We start from the raw sequence: 17,170 nt of genomic DNA on the forward strand, positions 1-17,170 counted from the left end.
CAAAAAAAGCCATCCGAAGATGACTTTTTTTATGCTTAAATGGCATTTTTATCTTTTCCAAGTGCACGTTGAACGGCTTTGACAATCTCAACGAGAACAACAATCAAGAGCGAACCAATCATAACTGCTAACCATTGTGTCAAACTCAAATGAGAGACATGGAAGAGTTTGTTAAATCCAGGGACAATGATGGTCGCCATCAAGAGAACAAAGGCAACTGGAATCGACCAGTTAAAGGTCTTGTTCTTGAAGAGTCCCACTTTAAAGATCGATTGGTAAACCGATTTAACGTTAAAGGCATGGAGCAATTGGATCAAACCAAGAGTTGCAAAAGCCATAGTCAAAGCATCTGCATGGATTTCGGCACGAGTCGCATGTTCTGGATAGAGTAAGGCCCAGCCATAAACACCAAGAACCAGCATGGTTTGGAAGACACCTTGATAAAGAATAGCTCCGAAGACTCCGCCATCAAAGAAGTTGGATTTACGTCCACGAGGTTTGTGGGTCATGACACCTGGCTCAGCTGGTTCCACACCAAGAGCGATGGCTGGAAGAGTATCGGTAACCAGGTTAATCCAGAGAAGATGTACTGGTTGAAGAACATCCCATCCAAAGAGGGTTGCAAAGAAGATGGTGAAGACTTCAGCCATATTGGCAGACAAGAGGTATTGGATAGATTTTTGGATATTTGAGAAGACCTTACGTCCTTCTTCTACCGCTACGATAATGGTTGCAAAGTTATCATCTGCAAGGACCATGTCTGAAGCTCCCTTAGAAACTTCTGTACCAGTGATCCCCATACCGATACCGATATCAGCTGTCTTAAGTGATGGCGCATCGTTGACTCCGTCACCTGTCATGGCAACAACTTTACCTTCTTTTTGCCATGCTTTTACGATCCGAACCTTGTGTTCAGGTGATACACGAGCATAAACAGAGTATTGTTTGAAGACCTTTTGGAATTCTTCATCAGAGAGTTCATTCAACTCAGCTCCTGTAAAGACGTGATCTTCTGTGTCATTTGGATCGATGATACCGAGACGTTTGGCAATGGCTTCAGCTGTATCTTGGTGGTCACCCGTGATCATGATTGGACGGATACCTGCTTCCTTAGCGACACGAACAGCTTCTGCTGCTTCTGGACGCTCAGGGTCAATCATGCCGACCAAACCAGAGAAGATCAGGTCAGACTCAACAATTTCAGATTCCAAGGTAGGGATTTCGTTGCTTGTCTTATAAGCCATCATCAAGACACGAAGGGCTTGTTTAGCCAAGTCTTTGTTGGTAGCAAGGATAGCTTTCTTATCTTCATCTGTGATAGGACGAACTTCCCCATTGACTTCAATACGTGTCACACGTTTGAGCAATTGGTCAGGAGCCCCCTTGACAGCGATAAAGTAAGAACCGTCTGCTTCCTTATGGATAGTAGACATAAGCTTACGGTCAGAGTCAAATGGCAATTCTGCCACACGTGGCTCATCCTTCAAAATTTCGCGAACATCAAAATTGTGATCCAAACCAAACTGTACCAAAGCAGTCTCTGTTGGGTCCCCAATCAACTTGCCAGATGGGTCCACCTTAGTATCATTGGCAAAGTTCATGATACGAAGGGTATTGTTGCTAGCAGCAATCTCAGCTGCTGAGCTTTGCAATTGACCGTTGGTGTAGACCTTCTCAACAGTCATTTGGTTCATAGTCAAAGTACCTGTTTTATCAGATGCGATGATTTCTGTTGAACCAAGAGTTTCAACCGCTGGTAATTTACGAACAATCGAATTGCGTTTGGCAAGGGTTGTAGTTCCCAAAGATAGAACGATAGTTACAATGGCAGGAAGTCCTTCTGGAATGGCCGCAACCGCAAGGGCTACCGCAACCATAAAGCCTTCTAATGGATGCTCTCCACGAACGAAGACACCAACTAAGAAAGTAATGACCGCAATCACAACAATTAAGTAAGTCAAGGCTTTAGATAATTGTTCCAGGCTTTGCTTCAATGGTGTTTCAGTCTCATCGGCATTGGCCAACATATCTGCAATCTTACCAACTTCTGTATACATACCAGTGTTTGTTACGACACCAATACCACGACCATAAGTTACATTTGAGTTTTGGTAACCCATATTAACGCGGTCCCCAATACCAGCATCTGCTTCAACAAGTCCTGTCACATCTTTTTCAACTGGCACAGACTCCCCTGTAAGAGCTGCTTCTTCAATTTTAAGAGAAGCTGCTTCAAACAAACGCATATCTGCAGGCACGACATCTCCCGCTTCAAGCAAGACGATATCTCCGGGTACCAATTCTTTTGAGTCAATCTCAATAACATGGCCATCACGACGAACACGAGCCATGGGGCTAGACATATTTTTCAGAGCTTCAATGGCTGCTTCTGCTTGCCCTTCTTGGTAAACCCCAAAGGCAGCATTCAAGACAACAACGGCCAAGATGATCATGGCATCCGTTAGACCGTCCATTCCTTCTGTAATCACAGAAAGTGTCGCTGCCACAAGCAAGATGATAATCATCAAATCCTTAAATTGATCAAGGAATTTAGCTAGTAGGCTACGTTTTTCACCCTCTTCCAACTCATTACGACCATAATTCGCTAAGCGTTCTTGAGCCTGGGCGGTTGACAAACCTTCGACAGATGAGTCCAAGTTCTTTAGGACTTCCTCAGAAGATTGCGTGTAAAACAAATCTTTATTTTGTTCTTTTGACAAAACAGTCTCCTCCTTTTTGGCCTCTTTTTACAAAAAAAGAGACCTGTTTTTTAAAAAAACAAGTCTCGCTGTTTAATATAGTGCCGGAAATAATTCGTAATGACGACACTATCGCGGAAAACCGCCAGCTACTCCCTTGAATGGTTTTATTATACCATTTTTATAGAATAAAGCAAGCGGGATCTCTAATAATTTAATGAGGTCTATTCTTCCCATTCCACCAGTAATTGATAATTAGCAAATTCCTGTTCTCCATCGAGAGTTAACAAGCGATAAGAGACTTGCAAATGACCTGCTTCTAATTGAAAGAGGTCTGTTGTAATCAAAAACTGCTGAATGCCCATCGGAGTTGGGATGATTGCCCCACCATCTTCATTTTTGTAGAAACGCATGATGGATTTAGGACTTGAGAATCGTGTCATGACCAATTCATCATTGGAAAATTTCAAAGCAACCTTTTCATCTTCTTCATTGGTATACAAGAGATATTGAAAACCTGCTTTTTCCTTCCATTCACCTTGATAGTACTGATCAACGATTTCCATTTCTTCTCCAAATCGAATGGTATTTTGAATGCGAATCTGCATCTTTGTCTCCTTCTCTTCTTTTCTTGCCTTACTATTCTATCAAATTTTACGCATTTTGACTGCCCCTATTAGCCTCTAGATCGCAAAATAGGCTTTTTTTTGCTATAATAGACCCATGAATGAAAAAGTCTTTCGCGATCCCGTGCATGATTACGTTCATGTGGATCATCCCATCATTTATCAATTAATTAATAGTAAAGAATTTCAACGACTACGCCGCATCAAACAACTGGGGACATCTGGTTTTACCTTCCACGGTGGGGAGCATAGTCGTTTTTCTCACTGTCTTGGCGCCTATGAAATTTCAAGACGCATTCTGTCCATTTTTGAGGAAAAGTATGCAGAGCAATGGAATTCTGATGAAAACTTACTGACCATGACAGCCGCTCTTCTTCATGACATTGGACATGGTGCCTATTCCCATACCTTCGAAGGACTCTTTGGGACCGATCATGAAAAAATGACCCAGCTGATCATCACCAGTCCAGAGACGGAGGTCAATCAGATCCTCTTACAGGTAGCACCTGATTTCCCAAATCGTGTAGCCAGCGTCATTGATCATACCTACCCCAATAAACAAGTGGTGCAATTGATTTCTAGTCAAATTGATGTGGACCGGATGGATTATTTACTGCGGGATGCCTACTTTACGGGTGCTTCCTATGGAAAATTTGACTTGACCCGTATTTTGCGCGTCATTCGTCCGATTGAAAATGGCATTGCCTTCCAACAAAATGGCATGCACGCTGTCGAGGATTACGTGGTCAGCCGTTACCAAATGTATATGCAAGTCTACTTCCACCCGGCTACTCGTGCCATGGAAGTCCTCCTTCAAAATCTACTCAAACGCGCTAGAACCATTTATCCAGATCAGAAAGAGTATTTTCAACTGACTTCGCCTCGCTTGATTCCATTTTTTGAAAAAGAGGTGACCATTCAAGACTACCTAAATCTAGATGACGGTGTGATGAATACCTATTTCCAAGTCTGGATGGATAGCCCGGATACCATCCTGTCCGATCTTGCTCAGCGCTATATTAATCGGAAAGTCTTCAAATCGATTCTATTTACAGAAGATAAGCGAAAAGACTTAGCAATCCTTGAAAAATTGATTAAAGAGGTTGGGTTTAATCCTACCTACTACACCGCTATTCATAAAAATTTCGACCTGCCCTACGATATTTATCGACCAGAGCTTGAAAAGCCACGGACCCAGATCGAGATGATTCGAAAAGATGGGAGTCTCGCTGAATTGTCTCAGTTGTCTCCACTCGTCGCTGCTTTAGCAGGAACTCGCTATGGGGACAACCGCTTCTATTTCCCAAAAGAAATGCTGGAGGTTAATGGACTTTTCAGTAAGCAAGTAGAGGAATTCACTTCCTACATCACCAATGATTATTTTACAGGAGAGACGGATGTCCATTAAATTAGTTGCGATCGATATCGATGGTACACTTCTCAATTCAAAAAAAGAGATCACACCTTCTGTATTTGAAGCCATTCAAGACGCTAAAGCCGCAGGAGTCAAAATTGTCATTACAACTGGACGTCCCATTGCAGGCGTTTCAAAACTCTTAAAGGAACTCCATCTGATGGATCCTGGAGACTATGTCATTACTTTTAACGGTGGCTTGGTTCAAGAAACTGCTACTGGAAATGAACTTATCAAAGACCTCTTAACCTATGAGGACTATCTCGATATCGAGTCTCTTGCAAACAAGCTTCAGATTCACTCTCATGCCATTACAAAAGACGGCATTTATACCAGTAATCGAGATATTGGGCGCTATACCATTCATGAATCTCAACTGGTCAATATGCCAGTTTTTTACCGAACTCCTGAAGAAGTTAGAGAGAAAGAATTTGTCAAAGTCATGTATATCGATGAACCAGAAATTCTGGATGTTGCGATAAAAAGAATCCCAAAAGAATTTCAGGATCGTTTCACGATTGTCAAATCAGCTCCTTTTTATTTAGAAATTCTAGGAAAAACTACTAATAAAGGTGCTGCCGTTCTCCATCTGGCTAAACAACTTGGAATCAAGAATGAAGAAACCATGGCCATTGGAGACGAGGAAAATGATCGTTCTATGTTAGAGGTTGTCGGTCATTCTGTCGTTATGGAAAACGGAAATCCAGCCCTCAAAAAAATTGCTACACATATTACCAAATCAAATGATGAATCTGGCGTTGCATATGCCATTAGAAAGTGGGTATTATAAAAAATGTACCATTACCAACTAGGAATTTCTACCACCGAACATGATGAATTTGTCATTCAGAGTAATCAGACCAACCTCTTGCAGAGTAGCTCGTGGGCAAAAATCAAAGATAATTGGGGAAATGAACGGGTTGGTTTTTATCAAGAAGACCAGTTAGTCGCTGTTGCAAGCATCTTGATCCAACCCCTGCCACTTGGTTTTTCCATGCTCTATATTCCTCGCGGCCCCATTATGGACTACCAAAACAAAGAGCTGGTTTCATATGTGATCCAGTCCCTTAAAAAAATTGCCAAGCAATACAAGGCCTTGTTTGTGAAATTTGATCCAAGTATTTTCTTGAGCAAACACTTGATTGAACAAGAAAATACGGAAACTCCTGCTGTGCAAGCGGTGATCGATACCTTAACAAAAGAAGGGATTGAATGGACTGGCCGAACAAATGATATGGCAGAAAATATCCAACCACGCTTTCAAGCGAATATCCACAAAGAGTTTTTCACCGAAAAAGATCTTTCAAAATCTACTCGACAAGCCATCCGAACTGCTCGGAACAAAGGGATCCAAGTACAATTTGGCGGGACTGAATTGTTAGAAGACTTTGCTTCTCTCATGAAAAAGACAGAAGCTCGTAAAAGTATTCATTTACGTGGAAAAGACTACTACGAAAAACTGCTCACAACCTACCAAGGACAATCCTACATTACTTTGTCTACTCTAGATCTCGAGAAACGGAAAAGCTCCCTTACAAAAGATCTTGAAAAAAACAAGGCTGAAGCTAAAAAATTCACAGAAAAAACAAAGCCTGGCAAGGTTGAGAATAACCAAAAAGAAAAAGAGCGCATAGAGGAAGAACTGCAATTTCTTGAGCAACATCTCCAAGCAGGTAGACAGGTTGTTCCTTTATCTGGGACCTTAACCCTTGAATTCGGTGGGACGTCTGAAAATGTTTATGCAGGGATGGATGAAGAATTCCGCCGTTACCAACCTGCTATCCTCACCTGGTATGAAACCGCCCAACACGCTTTTGACCGGGGGGCTTCTTGGCAAAATATGGGGGGCATTGAAAATTCACTCGATGGTGGTCTCTATCATTTTAAATCAAAATTTAATCCTGTCATAGAAGAATTTGTTGGGGAATTCAACCTTCCAACCAGTCCACTCTATCCACTTGTAAACAAGGCCTACAAGATCCGGAAAAAATTAAGGAGTAAATAAGTCACATGACCCTCACGACAATTTCAAAAGAAGAATTTACCTCATTTGCTAATACCGTCTCACATCGCTCTTTCATCCAGTCTGTAGAAATGGCAAATTTGCTTGAAAAGCGAGGAAATACCGTTCAATTTATCGCTTGGAAACAAAACGATCAAGTCCAAGTAGCGGCTATTTTGTACAGTCTTTCCATGACTGGTGGTCTCCATATGGAAATCAATTCTGGACCCCTCTACCAAGAGGAAACCCTGCTAGAACCCTTCTATGCAGCCTTAAAAGACTATGCGAAAAAAAATGGCGCTATTGAACTAGTTATTAAACCCTATGATCACTATCAAACCTTTGACAGTGACGGCAATCCAATCAGTGAAGAACAGAGCCATTTTTTAGATACACTTAAAAACTTAGGTTATCAACATGATGGTTTCCAAACAGGTTATCCTGGAGGAGAACCTGTTTGGCACTATCTAAAAACTATCAAGGAAGCTGACTCAAAATCTCTACTAAAATCCTTCAACAAAAACTGTAGTCGCAATATTACGACTGCCCTAAACTATGATATTTCCATCCGAAACATTACCAGAGAAGAAATCCCTCAGTTTAAACAAATTATCGAGGAAACTGGTAAGAGACAAGGTTTTGAAGATAAAAGTCTGAGTTACTACTATGATTTGTATGATAGTTTTGGTCCAAATGCGGAATTCGTAGTTGCTGAGATCAATTCAACAGCTGCCCTTGCCCACTTGGATCAGAAAATTTCCTTGCTAAATCCATCCTCTAAACAATATGAACAACAATTACAAAAACTAGAGAAACAAAAGAATATTGTTCGGGAAACTTTAGCTGGTAAAGAATCTGAAACAGTTCCTTTAGCATGTGCTCTCATAATCTATACCCCCTCAGAAGTCACTTATTTATTTGGAGGATCTTATACTAAATATCAGAAATTTTCTGCTGCTTTCTTGATTCAATACCATTCAATGAAGCGAGCATTACAAAAAGGGATCACCTTATATAACTTCCTAGGCATTCAAGGAATCTTTGACGGGTCAGACGGTGTTCTTCGTTTTAAACAGAACTTCAATGGCTACATCGTTCGTAAGATGGGAACCTTCCGTTATTATCCCCATCCTCTGAAATACAAAATGATTTCTCTCATTAAGAAACTATTAGGACGTTCCTAACTCAAAGGGAGTGGGAAAGAACTCCGTAAAATAAAAAAAGTTGAAAAGGTTCCCCAAACCTTTTCAATCTTCCCACCCCCGCATAGCTTCAACAGTCTGGGAGACTGTTGAAGGTTGTGGATAAAGGAAACTTTGTTTCCCTCATTAGGTCATCTTTGGAGCTTAAAAGGCGAACAAATACTTAGGAACCTTGCTTCGCAAGTCCTATCCACCACCTCAAAGCAGTGCTTTGAGCAATCAACCACTACGTCTTGCACTTATTCCTATCAAACATCAAAGGCTGGACAGTTTTTGCCCAGCCTCTTTCTACTATAAAAAAAGACGAGAAACCTCTCGCCTTTTTATATGTCATTATTTAACGAAGTCAAGCAATGCCAAGAAGCTTTCTGGATCAAGTGACGCACCACCTACAAGAGCTCCGTCAACGTCTGGACAAGCCATGTATTCAGCAACGTTTTCAGGTTTAACTGAACCGCCGTATTGAACACGAACTTTATCAGCCACTTCTTGACCAAAGTCAGCAGCTACAACGTCACGAACAACTTTACACATTTTTTGTGCGTCGTCTTGTGAAGCTGATTTACCAGTACCGATCGCCCAGATTGGTTCATATGCGATAACTGTTGAAGCGACTTGTTCTGCAGTCAATCCAGCAAGAGCAGCTGAAACTTGAGCACCTACGAATTCTGCTGCTTTACCAGCTTCGTAAGTTTCAAGGCTTTCACCACAACAGATGATTGGAAGCATACCGTTCGCAAAGATTGCTTTTGCTTTTTTGTTGATGTCTTCATCAGTTTCGTGGAAGTAGTCACGACGTTCTGAGTGACCGATAACAACGTAGTCAGTACCGATTTCTTTCAAAACTTGTGGGCTAGTTTCACCAGTGAAGGCACCAGCATTTTCAAAGTAAGTATTTTGGGCAGCAACTTTAAGGTTCGAACCTTTAGCAGCAGCAAGTACTGTAGTCAAGTCAACTGCAGGAGCCGCGATTCCAGCTTCAACAAGGTCAGCTGAAGGAAGTTTTGATGCTACAGCTTCAACGAATGCTTTTGCTTCTTCTGGATTTTTGTTCATTTTCCAGTTACCAGCGATAAATGGTTTACGTGACATTTCACATACCTCTTTTTTCTAATTTTATACTATCTATTTTACCATAATTTTCGTCATAATGAAAGGTTGCACAAGCTCATTTTACTTTTTCCCAAAATAAAAACCCCGTCTTCACGGGGTTTTCTGTCTGTCTATATAATTGTTAATCTGGGAACTAGATCGAATTAAGCTTCGATTTCAGTAACCATACCTGAACCAACAGTACGTCCACCTTCACGGATTGAGAATGTAGTACCTTGTTCAACGGCGATTGGGTGGATCAACTCAACGTCGATAGTCACGTTATCACCAGGCATTACCATTTCAGTTCCTGCTGGAAGTTCGATAGATCCAGTTACGTCAGTTGTACGGAAGTAGAACTGTGGACGGTAGTTGTTGAAGAATGGAGTATGACGTCCACCTTCTTCTTTAGTAAGGATGTAAACTTCACCTTTGAATTTAGTGTGTGGGTTGATTGAACCTGGTTTAGCGATAACTTGTCCACGTTCGATTTCATCACGTTGGATACCACGAAGAAGCACACCAACGTTATCCCCTGCAAGACCTTCGTCAAGTTGTTTACGGAACATTTCAACACCAGTAACAACTGCTTTTTGGATTTCGTCTTTGATACCAACGATTTCGATTTCGTCGTTGACACGAACAACACCACGGTCGATACGACCTGAAGCAACTGTACCACGTCCAGTGATTGAGAATACGTCTTCGACTGGAAGAAGCAATGGTTTGTCGGTATCGCGTTCTGGTTCTGGGATGTACTCATCAACAGTATCCATCAATTCCATGATGATGTCTTCATATTTAGAGTCACCTTCAAGAGCTTTAAGAGCTGAACCTTGGATAACTGGAAGATCATCACCTGGGAAATCGTATTCTGAAAGAAGGTCACGGATTTCCATTTCAACCAATTCAAGCAATTCTTCATCGTCAACCAAGTCAACTTTGTTCATGAAGACGATCAAGTGTTTAACACCAACCTGACGTGAAAGAAGGATGTGTTCACGTGTTTGTGGCATTGGTCCATCAGTTGAAGCTACTACAAGGATAGCTCCGTCCATTTGAGCGGCACCAGTGATCATGTTTTTAACATAGTCCGCGTGTCCTGGAGCGTCGATGTGAGCGTAGTGACGTTTAGCAGTTTCGTACTCAACGTGTGCAGTGTTGATAGTGATACCGCGTTCGCGTTCTTCTGGAGCAGCATCGATAGACGCATAGTCTTTTGGTTGGTTAACTGATGAAGGCAAGCGACGTGCCAAAACAGTTGTGATTGCTGCAGTTAGGGTAGTTTTACCGTGGTCAACGTGTCCGATTGTACCGATGTTAACGTGCGGTTTACTACGATCGTATTTTTCTTTTGCCATTTGAGTAAAAGCCTCCAATAAAATATATTTTATAGATAGACAGTAGGCAATACAGTCTAACTTTCCTTACTATTCTATCGAATTTTAGATAAAATTGCAAGCCTTTTACCTATATTTTCTTAATTATTCCTCTTCTTTCCTTTTGTTTTGTCCTCTTGCTGAAAGATCCTGATCAAGCTTTGAAAATCCTCATTTGAAATCTTTAATTTAAACTCGTTAAACATCTTCTATCACTTCGTTTCAGAGCAGAAAAAATCGGAACAATGTTCCGATTTTTTTAACCTGAATTTCGTAATCCTGTAGCCACTCCATTGATGGTGATATGGATTAGCTTGTCTTGATCGGCTGATAGTTGTCCAGTCCGTTGACGTCGAATCAATTCTAACTGAATATAGTTCAAGACGTTAAAGTACGGCATCCGATAATCCAAACTTTCTTTCAGATAAGGGTTTTCCGCGAGCAACTCGTCTTGTTCCTCAATCATCAAGATGATGTCCTTGGTCAATTGCCATTCATGTAAGATAATCTGATAGATATTGCGAACTTCTTCTTCTTCACACAATTGAGCGTACTCAAAGGCAATATCCATGTTGGCTTTGGATAAGACCATGTCCACATTTGACAAGAGAGATTGGAAGAAAGGCCAGTTTTTATACATGTATCGAAGGGTTTCGATATTCTCAGGATCCTCATCGATAAATTCCTTAAAGCTAGAACCTACTCCGTACCAACCAGGGAACATCACCCGACTTTGTGACCATGAGAAGACCCATGGGATAGCACGCAAACCACCGATTTCTGTAATGGTCTTACGAGCAGCAGGACGTGAACCAATATTAAAGCTTGAAATTGCTTTGATCGGACTTGATTCAAAGAAGTAGTCATAGAAGTGCTCATTTCCAAAGACCAAATCACGATAGATATCGTAACTGCGATTCACGACTTTATCCATGACTTCCCCGAAACGATCAAACATAGAGAATGGACTCTTTTGTTCGGCAATCATTCGGTTAATAGTTGCAGAAACAAGCATCTCAAGGTTGTAGTAGGCGGCATCTTTGTTCCCGTATTTATTGCCAATCACTTCCCCTTGCTCGGTTAAGCGGATACGGTCATTAATGGATTTCAACGGTTGAGAAGTGATGGCTTCATAGGTAGGACCTCCACCACGACCAACCGTACCACCACGACCATGGAAGAAGGTAATCTTCACTCCAAACTCATCTCCGATAGCGGTCAATTGTTGTTGGGCTTTAAAGAGGGTCCAACAAGAAGACAAGTAGCCACCATCCTTGTTAGAATCCGAGTAACCTAACATAATTTCTTGGTAGTTGTTCTTGGAAGCAATCCAACGTTTGGCAATTGGAAGAGACAAGTAGCTTCTCATAGTTTCTTCTGAATGATCCAAATCTTCGATTGTTTCAAATAAAGGTACGATTTGCACGCGAGCTTTTTCCGTATCAACTAAGCCCACTTCTTTCAACATCACAGCCAATTCCAACATATCTGATACACTTGTTGCATGAGAAATGATGTTTTGACGAATGACTTCTTCTCCTAAACGATCCTTCAATTCACGAGCTGTTTGGAAAATTGCCAATTCTTTTTCAAGTAGTTCAGATTTTTCAGCATGGGTGGCTGATAAAATCCGTGGGTCTTCTAAGAGTTCTTTCAAGAGAACTTGACACTTTTCTTCCTCTGATAAATCAGAATAATGGTCATTAATCCCTGCTGATTTCAATAATTCTGCTACACAGGCTTCATGCACACTAGAATCCTGGCGCATATCAATAGAGGCGAGATAGAATCCAAAAACATCGATGGCTTCTAGAAGTTCTGTAAATTCACCCGAAATCAAATACTCTGACTTGTTTTCTAACAAGGAATCTTTGATCTTTTTAAGGTCTTCTTTAAATTCTTGAGCAGAGGCATAAGCTGGAGCTTCTTTCTCAGAAATTTTCTTTAAAGCTCCAGAGATACGATTGCCGATATAATCAGAAACTGGCCCTTGTTGATGAGCGTTTGCTCCTAATAACCTCTCGACAGCATAACGATCTTCTCTAGTTTCCCCAACCATCGTCCATTCTTTTAAGTTGACCAAGGTTTGGATCAATTTTGACTGAATATAGTGGAAAGCACGACGGTATGGCTCTTTTTCACGAAAAACAGATGTATCACTTGATAGGGCTGCCATTTCAGCTACTGCTTCACTTGTTTTAGAAAGACTCGTTGAAAGTGAGAAATGACGGTATAATTTAGAAATCTTTTCGATATAATAGTTCAAAATGACTTCACTTTGAATGGTTGCAGAACGTTTCAAGGTCTCAGCTGTTACAAACGGATTTCCATCCCGGTCTCCCCCAATCCACATGCCCATTGTAATTGGACGTGGTTGTTCAAGCTCTAATCCATGCTCTTTTGCCAAGCGTTTGTACTCCAACATCAAGTTTGGAACAGCTTGCAAGAAGGAGCTATTGTAATATTCCATGACGTTGGTGATCTCATTGGTCACCTTCAATTTTTTATCACGGATCATATCCGTTTGCATCATAATTTCAATATTACAACGAAGGTTATTATACCACTTGTTTTCATTAATCAATCCCGCTTTAACATCCCGGTGTTGACGAAGAAGAGCATGGATATGATTAGTCAGATCCAGCATAGTCTTTCTTTGCACTTGAGTTGGATGGGCTGTTAAAACCGGTACAATATTGAGATTTTCAAGAATTTCTTGCGCATCTTCATTCTTCGCAACTTCTTTAATGGTTGAAGAAAGTTTTCCAAGGTATTCGCCATCCACATTATTCAAATGATTGATTTCATAGGCCAAATCGACATCTTCTGAGATGTTAATCAAGAGTGGTAAAATCGCAAAATAACGTGAAATCACTGTCATCTCTTCATTAGATAGTTGTCCCACTAGTTGATTCAAGTCGCGGTAATTCTGTGTTTTTGATAAATCCTTCAACTGTGTAATTTTATCAAAGGTTTCCGGACGAACCAAATTTTTAGTAATATCATCTAATAAATCTGTTAGAATTTCGACCTCTTCTGTAAGAATGCCTTTATTCCTATAGTTCTCTAATTTTTTTAAAACCATTTTTTCTCCTTTTTGAAAAGCCATTAAACAATACCCTTTTAATAATATGGTTTAATTTTACCTTTTTCTTCAAAAACCATGCCTTCTTGTTCCATCTTGGCCCGTTTTTCACTCGCATCGATATTCAAAACAAAAGCAATCGCTACGGATAAGACCCATAAGCTATTTCCCCCTTGAGATAAGAAGGGGAAGGTCACACCTGTAGACGGAATCAAACCAGAAATACCTCCGATGTTAATGAAGGTTTGTACCAAGATCATCCCACCGATCCCAATGGCCATCATCGAATTAAAAGGGTTCTTTGCTCGAATACCGACTAAAATGATCCGAAGAATTAAGAAGAACAAGAGAGCAAGAATCAAGCTAGCTCCAACAAAACCTAATTCTTCAATCACAATCGCAAACACAAAATCTGTGTGAGCTTCTGGTAAGTAACCTTGTTTTTCAATGGAATTTCCAAGTCCCAAGCCAAACCAACCACCGTTACTCATGGCATAGTAAGAATTGGCTAATTGGTGACCTGCGCCAGACAAGTCATTAAAGGGGTTAAAGAAGGCACTAAAGCGTTTGGCTACATAACCAAAGACTGGAATTTTAGCGACACGGTCCACACCGATAATCCAAATTGAACCAAGGACAATGGACGATACTCCAACAACTAAACCAAGTAAAGAGGTAAACCAACGGTAGCCCACTCCACTAGCCGTAATCATGATCAAGACCGTTAAGGCCAAGATCGTCGCATTTCCCAAGTCCGGCATAATCACAACGATTCCAATCAGAATCAAGGTCAGCCAACGCCAATCGTTTAAATTCCTTGGAATCCATTCATTGTGGGTCAAGGCTTGATAATCATAATCGCGTATCTCGTCTTGTCGTTTAGAAAAGATCAAGGCTAGATACCAGACTAAGATCACCTTGAGGTATTCTGCCGGCTGGATACTAAACCCTCCAGGAATCGTCAACCAACCGTGAGCTCCATTGACGGTATCTGTGATAAACCTAGACAGAATCAACAAAATCACTTCAATAAAAATGACAACAGCCAGCACTTTTTTATTTCGAAGGAAGTTTAGGCTAAATTTATAAATCAAGGCGATGGTTAGGAGACTTAGGATAAAAAAGAGCCCCTGTGTCCGGACCATCCGAATCGAACTCACTCCACTTTGAATTGCCAAGGCACTTGTTGTCGAATAGACAACAATCAAGCCAATGATGGATAAAATCAAATAGGGAATGAGGATGGAATAATTTAAAAGATGTCTTTTTTCAATTTTCATAATTCACCATATTCCTAATATTCAACCTTCATTATATCATTTTTAAGAAGCAAAACCAAGGAAAGGCCAGAAAAGATTCGGCTTCTTCCCCATTTTCAAGAAATATTCTAATCATTCTTCTTATTTTCATATATTTTTATCCTTTTTCGATGAAAAGATTCCTTTTTTTTTGAAAATAATGGCTGAAATCAGCATCTTTTAAGCATTAAGTTTTGCCTTTTCGTTTTTTTTACGGTAAAATGTTTCTGTATGAGAAAAAGGATAAAACCCGTTGTTCTCTTGGTCTTTTTTATCGGTTTCATTTCTTTTCTCGTTCTTTCACGAACGATTGCCGATCTGCAAGCCAGAGAGCGACAAGAAACAACCCAAACGATTCCGAACTCCAATACACCTAAAAAAACAACCACTGCAAGCTCTTCTTCTCAAAAAGAAGAAGACATCAATCCAGAACTGGTTGGCCGTCCGATCATTGATATCTCAGGCTGGCAATTGCCTAGTGAAATTGATTACGATGTCCTTTCCCAAAATGTGGGAGGTGTAATCGTACGTGTCCATAGTGGGGCTCAAGCTAAAAAGGAAAATGCAGCAACCTACTTAAATGGTCTGGATAAATCTTTTAAAACCCATATCCAAGAATTCCAAAAACGAAATATCCCAGTCGCAGTCTATGCTTATGTCGCGGCTAAGGATAAAAAAGAAATGGAAAAAGAAGCAGAAGAATTTTACAAGGCTGCTTCTCCTTACAAACCGACCTACTATTGGTTAGACGTTGAGGAAAAAACCATGAAGGATATGAACGCAGGTGTTGAAGCTTTCCGAGCAAAACTACAAGCTTTGGGTGCAAAAAATATTGGACTCTATATCGGAACCTACTTCATGGAAGAACACAGTATCTCCACTGATAAATTTACGGCTCTTTGGATTCCTACTTATGGATTTGATGATGGCTACTATAATGCTGCACCAGATACCAACACGGAATACGACTTGCATCAATATACCTCTCAAGGGCAATTAAATGGATTCTCACACTACTTGGATCTCAACCAAATTGCTCCGACGCAAGACCAAGAAGCGATTTATCGGAAACTTTTCAAGGTACAAAAAGATAACTCTTCCTCATAGCCTTAAAACAGCAGATCAAGTGATCTTCACTTTTTCTGCTGTTTTCTATTTTTCAGGAGAAGGCAATATTGCCACTATTATATGTTATAATGGTCTAATGAAATCTGGTTTTGTAGAGAAAAAGAGAAAAGGAGAAAGCCATGGCAAAAAAAAATAAAGTGAAAAAAACCTTGGTCGAGCAGATCTTAACAAAAGCAAAAATTGAGCACATAGGCTTACAAATCAACGCCCTTGAAGGAATCATTCCAGATGGGATTACGACCGATCAAATCTTTAAGACACTGGCTCTAACAGGCGATAAAACTGGTCCTGTCATCGGGATTGTTCCCATCTCTGCCCACTTGTCAGAAAAAAAATTGGCCAAATTATCAGGAAATAAGAAAGTGGCAATGATTCCTCAAAAGGATCTCGAAAAAACAACAGGTTATATTCATGGTGCCAATAATCCCGTGGGCATTCGTCAAAAGCATCCTTTCCCAATCTTTTTCGATGAATCAGCCCTTCAGTTAGAGACCATGATCGTATCTGCCGGGGAAATCGGCCATAGTATTCAAATCAAACCACAACTTCTAGCAGACTTCGTACAAGCGACTTTTGCAGATATTTTAGAATAATGACAGAGAAGGAGACAAGATTGTGAAACTATATTTTATTCGACACGGACGGACAGAATGGAATGAAGAAGGACGTTTTCAGGGATCAAATGGCGATTCTCCGCTGTTACCGGCCTCTATTCATCAGCTTGAAAAATTAGGAAAGCACCTAGCTAGTGTTCCTTTTGATGCAGCCTTTGCAAGTGATCTGCCACGAACAGTCCATACCGCAAAGATCATCCTCGATCAATTGGAGACACCTCTAGAATTGCAAGCAACGCCTGCTCTTCGTGAGTGGAATTTAGGAAAACTGGAAGGTGCTAAAATTTCTACCATTTCAGCTATCTATCCCCAACAAATGGATGCCTTTCGCCATAACCTAGCCCGCTTTCAAAATGAAATCTTTGATGCAGAATCTGTCTATGAAACGACCAAACGTACCTGTGATTTTGTAAAAAGCCTGAAAGGAAAAGAGCTCGATACTGTTCTCATCGTTGGACATGGGGCTAATTTGACAGCTTCTATTCGAACCTTGCTTGGTTATGACACAGGAGAACTCCGCAAAAATGGCGGACTAGATAATGCCAGCGTGACGATTCTGACAACAGATGATTTTGAGCACTATCACTTAGACACTTGGAACGACACCTCTTATATGGAAGACTAAAAAACA

At 40.7% G+C, this 17,170-nt stretch carries 13 protein-coding genes; 7 read left to right on the top strand and 6 right to left on the bottom strand.

Annotated elements, in window-relative coordinates; translation table 11 throughout:
* Nucleotides 1-35: 35 nt before the first annotated feature.
* Entirely contained in the window at nt 36-2,720 is a 2,685-nt protein-coding gene (locus LIZ08_RS00270; protein WP_227038008.1) for a calcium-translocating P-type ATPase, PMCA-type, read from the bottom strand.
* Nucleotides 2,721-2,923: 203 nt separating this feature from the next.
* Nucleotides 2,924-3,307: a DUF1934 domain-containing protein gene (locus LIZ08_RS00275; protein ID WP_003008038.1), complete on the bottom strand. Its 384-nt coding sequence runs from the start codon at nt 3,305-3,307 to the stop codon at nt 2,924-2,926.
* Between the two features lie 115 nt (nt 3,308-3,422).
* On the opposite strand from LIZ08_RS00275, the gene LIZ08_RS00280 reads away from it, so the two are divergent.
* From LIZ08_RS00280 to LIZ08_RS00295, 4 genes are read left to right on the top strand one after another with little or no spacing between them, the layout of a single operon-like run.
* Nucleotides 3,423-4,733: an HD domain-containing protein gene (locus LIZ08_RS00280; protein ID WP_049488865.1), complete on the top strand. Its 1,311-nt coding sequence runs from the start codon at nt 3,423-3,425 to the stop codon at nt 4,731-4,733.
* Nucleotides 4,723-5,529, top strand: a complete 807-nt coding sequence (gene yidA, locus LIZ08_RS00285; protein ID WP_227038009.1) for a sugar-phosphatase — start codon at nt 4,723-4,725, stop codon at nt 5,527-5,529. Before LIZ08_RS00280 ends, yidA begins: the two co-directional genes overlap by 11 nt.
* Before the next feature lie 3 nt (nt 5,530-5,532).
* A complete protein-coding gene (locus LIZ08_RS00290) occupies nt 5,533-6,744 on the top strand; it encodes an aminoacyltransferase (protein ID WP_227038010.1) in 1,212 nt (403 codons plus the stop codon).
* Between the two features lie 5 nt (nt 6,745-6,749).
* Entirely contained in the window at nt 6,750-7,925 is a 1,176-nt protein-coding gene (locus tag LIZ08_RS00295) for an aminoacyltransferase (RefSeq protein WP_227038011.1), read from the top strand.
* Nucleotides 7,926-8,276: 351 nt separating this feature from the next.
* Here LIZ08_RS00295 and tpiA read toward each other — a convergent pair whose 3' ends face one another.
* The 4 genes from tpiA to ftsW all read right to left on the bottom strand — a co-directional run bounded on the left by tpiA (nt 8,277) and on the right by ftsW (nt 14,779).
* Nucleotides 8,277-9,035 carry a triose-phosphate isomerase gene (gene tpiA / locus LIZ08_RS00300; protein ID WP_003002560.1) on the bottom strand — a complete coding sequence of 253 codons (759 nt, stop codon included), beginning with the start codon at nt 9,033-9,035 and terminating at the stop codon, nt 8,277-8,279.
* 164 nt (nt 9,036-9,199) lie between these two features.
* Nucleotides 9,200-10,396, bottom strand: a complete 1,197-nt coding sequence (gene tuf / locus LIZ08_RS00305) for an elongation factor Tu (protein ID WP_003008055.1) — start codon at nt 10,394-10,396, stop codon at nt 9,200-9,202.
* Nucleotides 10,397-10,673: 277 nt separating this feature from the next.
* Nucleotides 10,674-13,499, bottom strand: coding sequence for a phosphoenolpyruvate carboxylase (gene ppc / locus LIZ08_RS00310; RefSeq protein ID WP_227038013.1), 2,826 nt, complete (start codon nt 13,497-13,499; stop codon nt 10,674-10,676).
* 38 nt (nt 13,500-13,537) lie between these two features.
* On the bottom strand, nt 13,538-14,779 hold the full coding sequence (gene ftsW, locus LIZ08_RS00315; protein ID WP_227038014.1) for a cell division peptidoglycan polymerase FtsW: 1,242 nt from the start codon (nt 14,777-14,779) through the stop codon (nt 13,538-13,540).
* A gap of 249 nt (nt 14,780-15,028) precedes the next feature.
* Here ftsW and LIZ08_RS00320 point away from each other — a divergent pair, with 249 nt between their 5' ends.
* The 3 genes from LIZ08_RS00320 to LIZ08_RS00330 all read left to right on the top strand — a co-directional run bounded on the left by LIZ08_RS00320 (nt 15,029) and on the right by LIZ08_RS00330 (nt 17,164).
* Entirely contained in the window at nt 15,029-15,904 is an 876-nt protein-coding gene (locus tag LIZ08_RS00320; RefSeq protein ID WP_070674302.1) for a GH25 family lysozyme, read from the top strand.
* Nucleotides 15,905-16,044: 140 nt separating this feature from the next.
* Nucleotides 16,045-16,518 carry an aminoacyl-tRNA deacylase gene (locus tag LIZ08_RS00325; RefSeq protein ID WP_227038015.1) on the top strand — a complete coding sequence of 158 codons (474 nt, stop codon included), beginning with the start codon at nt 16,045-16,047 and terminating at the stop codon, nt 16,516-16,518.
* A gap of 22 nt (nt 16,519-16,540) precedes the next feature.
* Nucleotides 16,541-17,164, top strand: coding sequence for a histidine phosphatase family protein (locus LIZ08_RS00330; RefSeq protein WP_049497414.1), 624 nt, complete (start codon nt 16,541-16,543; stop codon nt 17,162-17,164).
* Nucleotides 17,165-17,170: the final 6 nt, after the last annotated feature.

It is taken from the genome of Streptococcus sp. 210928-DFI.4.42, assembly GCF_020554365.1.
GTDB lineage: Bacteria > Bacillota > Bacilli > Lactobacillales > Streptococcaceae > Streptococcus > Streptococcus parasanguinis_S.

Excerpts from the sequence above, each read along its gene's own strand:
- tuf (WP_003008055.1), bottom strand. The coding sequence starts at position 10,396 with ATGGCAAAAGAAAAATACGATCGTAGTAAACCGCACGTTAACATCGGT.
- yidA (WP_227038009.1), top strand. The coding sequence starts at position 4,723 with ATGTCCATTAAATTAGTTGCGATCGATATCGATGGTACACTTCTCAAT.
- LIZ08_RS00290 (WP_227038010.1), top strand. The coding sequence starts at position 5,533 with ATGTACCATTACCAACTAGGAATTTCTACCACCGAACATGATGAATTT.
- LIZ08_RS00325 (WP_227038015.1), top strand. The coding sequence starts at position 16,045 with ATGGCAAAAAAAAATAAAGTGAAAAAAACCTTGGTCGAGCAGATCTTA.
- ppc (WP_227038013.1), bottom strand. The coding sequence starts at position 13,499 with ATGGTTTTAAAAAAATTAGAGAACTATAGGAATAAAGGCATTCTTACA.
- LIZ08_RS00280 (WP_049488865.1), top strand. The coding sequence starts at position 3,423 with ATGAATGAAAAAGTCTTTCGCGATCCCGTGCATGATTACGTTCATGTG.
- LIZ08_RS00275 (WP_003008038.1), bottom strand. The coding sequence starts at position 3,307 with ATGCAGATTCGCATTCAAAATACCATTCGATTTGGAGAAGAAATGGAA.
- ftsW (WP_227038014.1), bottom strand. The coding sequence starts at position 14,779 with ATGAAAATTGAAAAAAGACATCTTTTAAATTATTCCATCCTCATTCCC.
- LIZ08_RS00295 (WP_227038011.1), top strand. The coding sequence starts at position 6,750 with ATGACCCTCACGACAATTTCAAAAGAAGAATTTACCTCATTTGCTAAT.
- tpiA (WP_003002560.1), bottom strand. The coding sequence starts at position 9,035 with ATGTCACGTAAACCATTTATCGCTGGTAACTGGAAAATGAACAAAAAT.
- LIZ08_RS00320 (WP_070674302.1), top strand. The coding sequence starts at position 15,029 with ATGAGAAAAAGGATAAAACCCGTTGTTCTCTTGGTCTTTTTTATCGGT.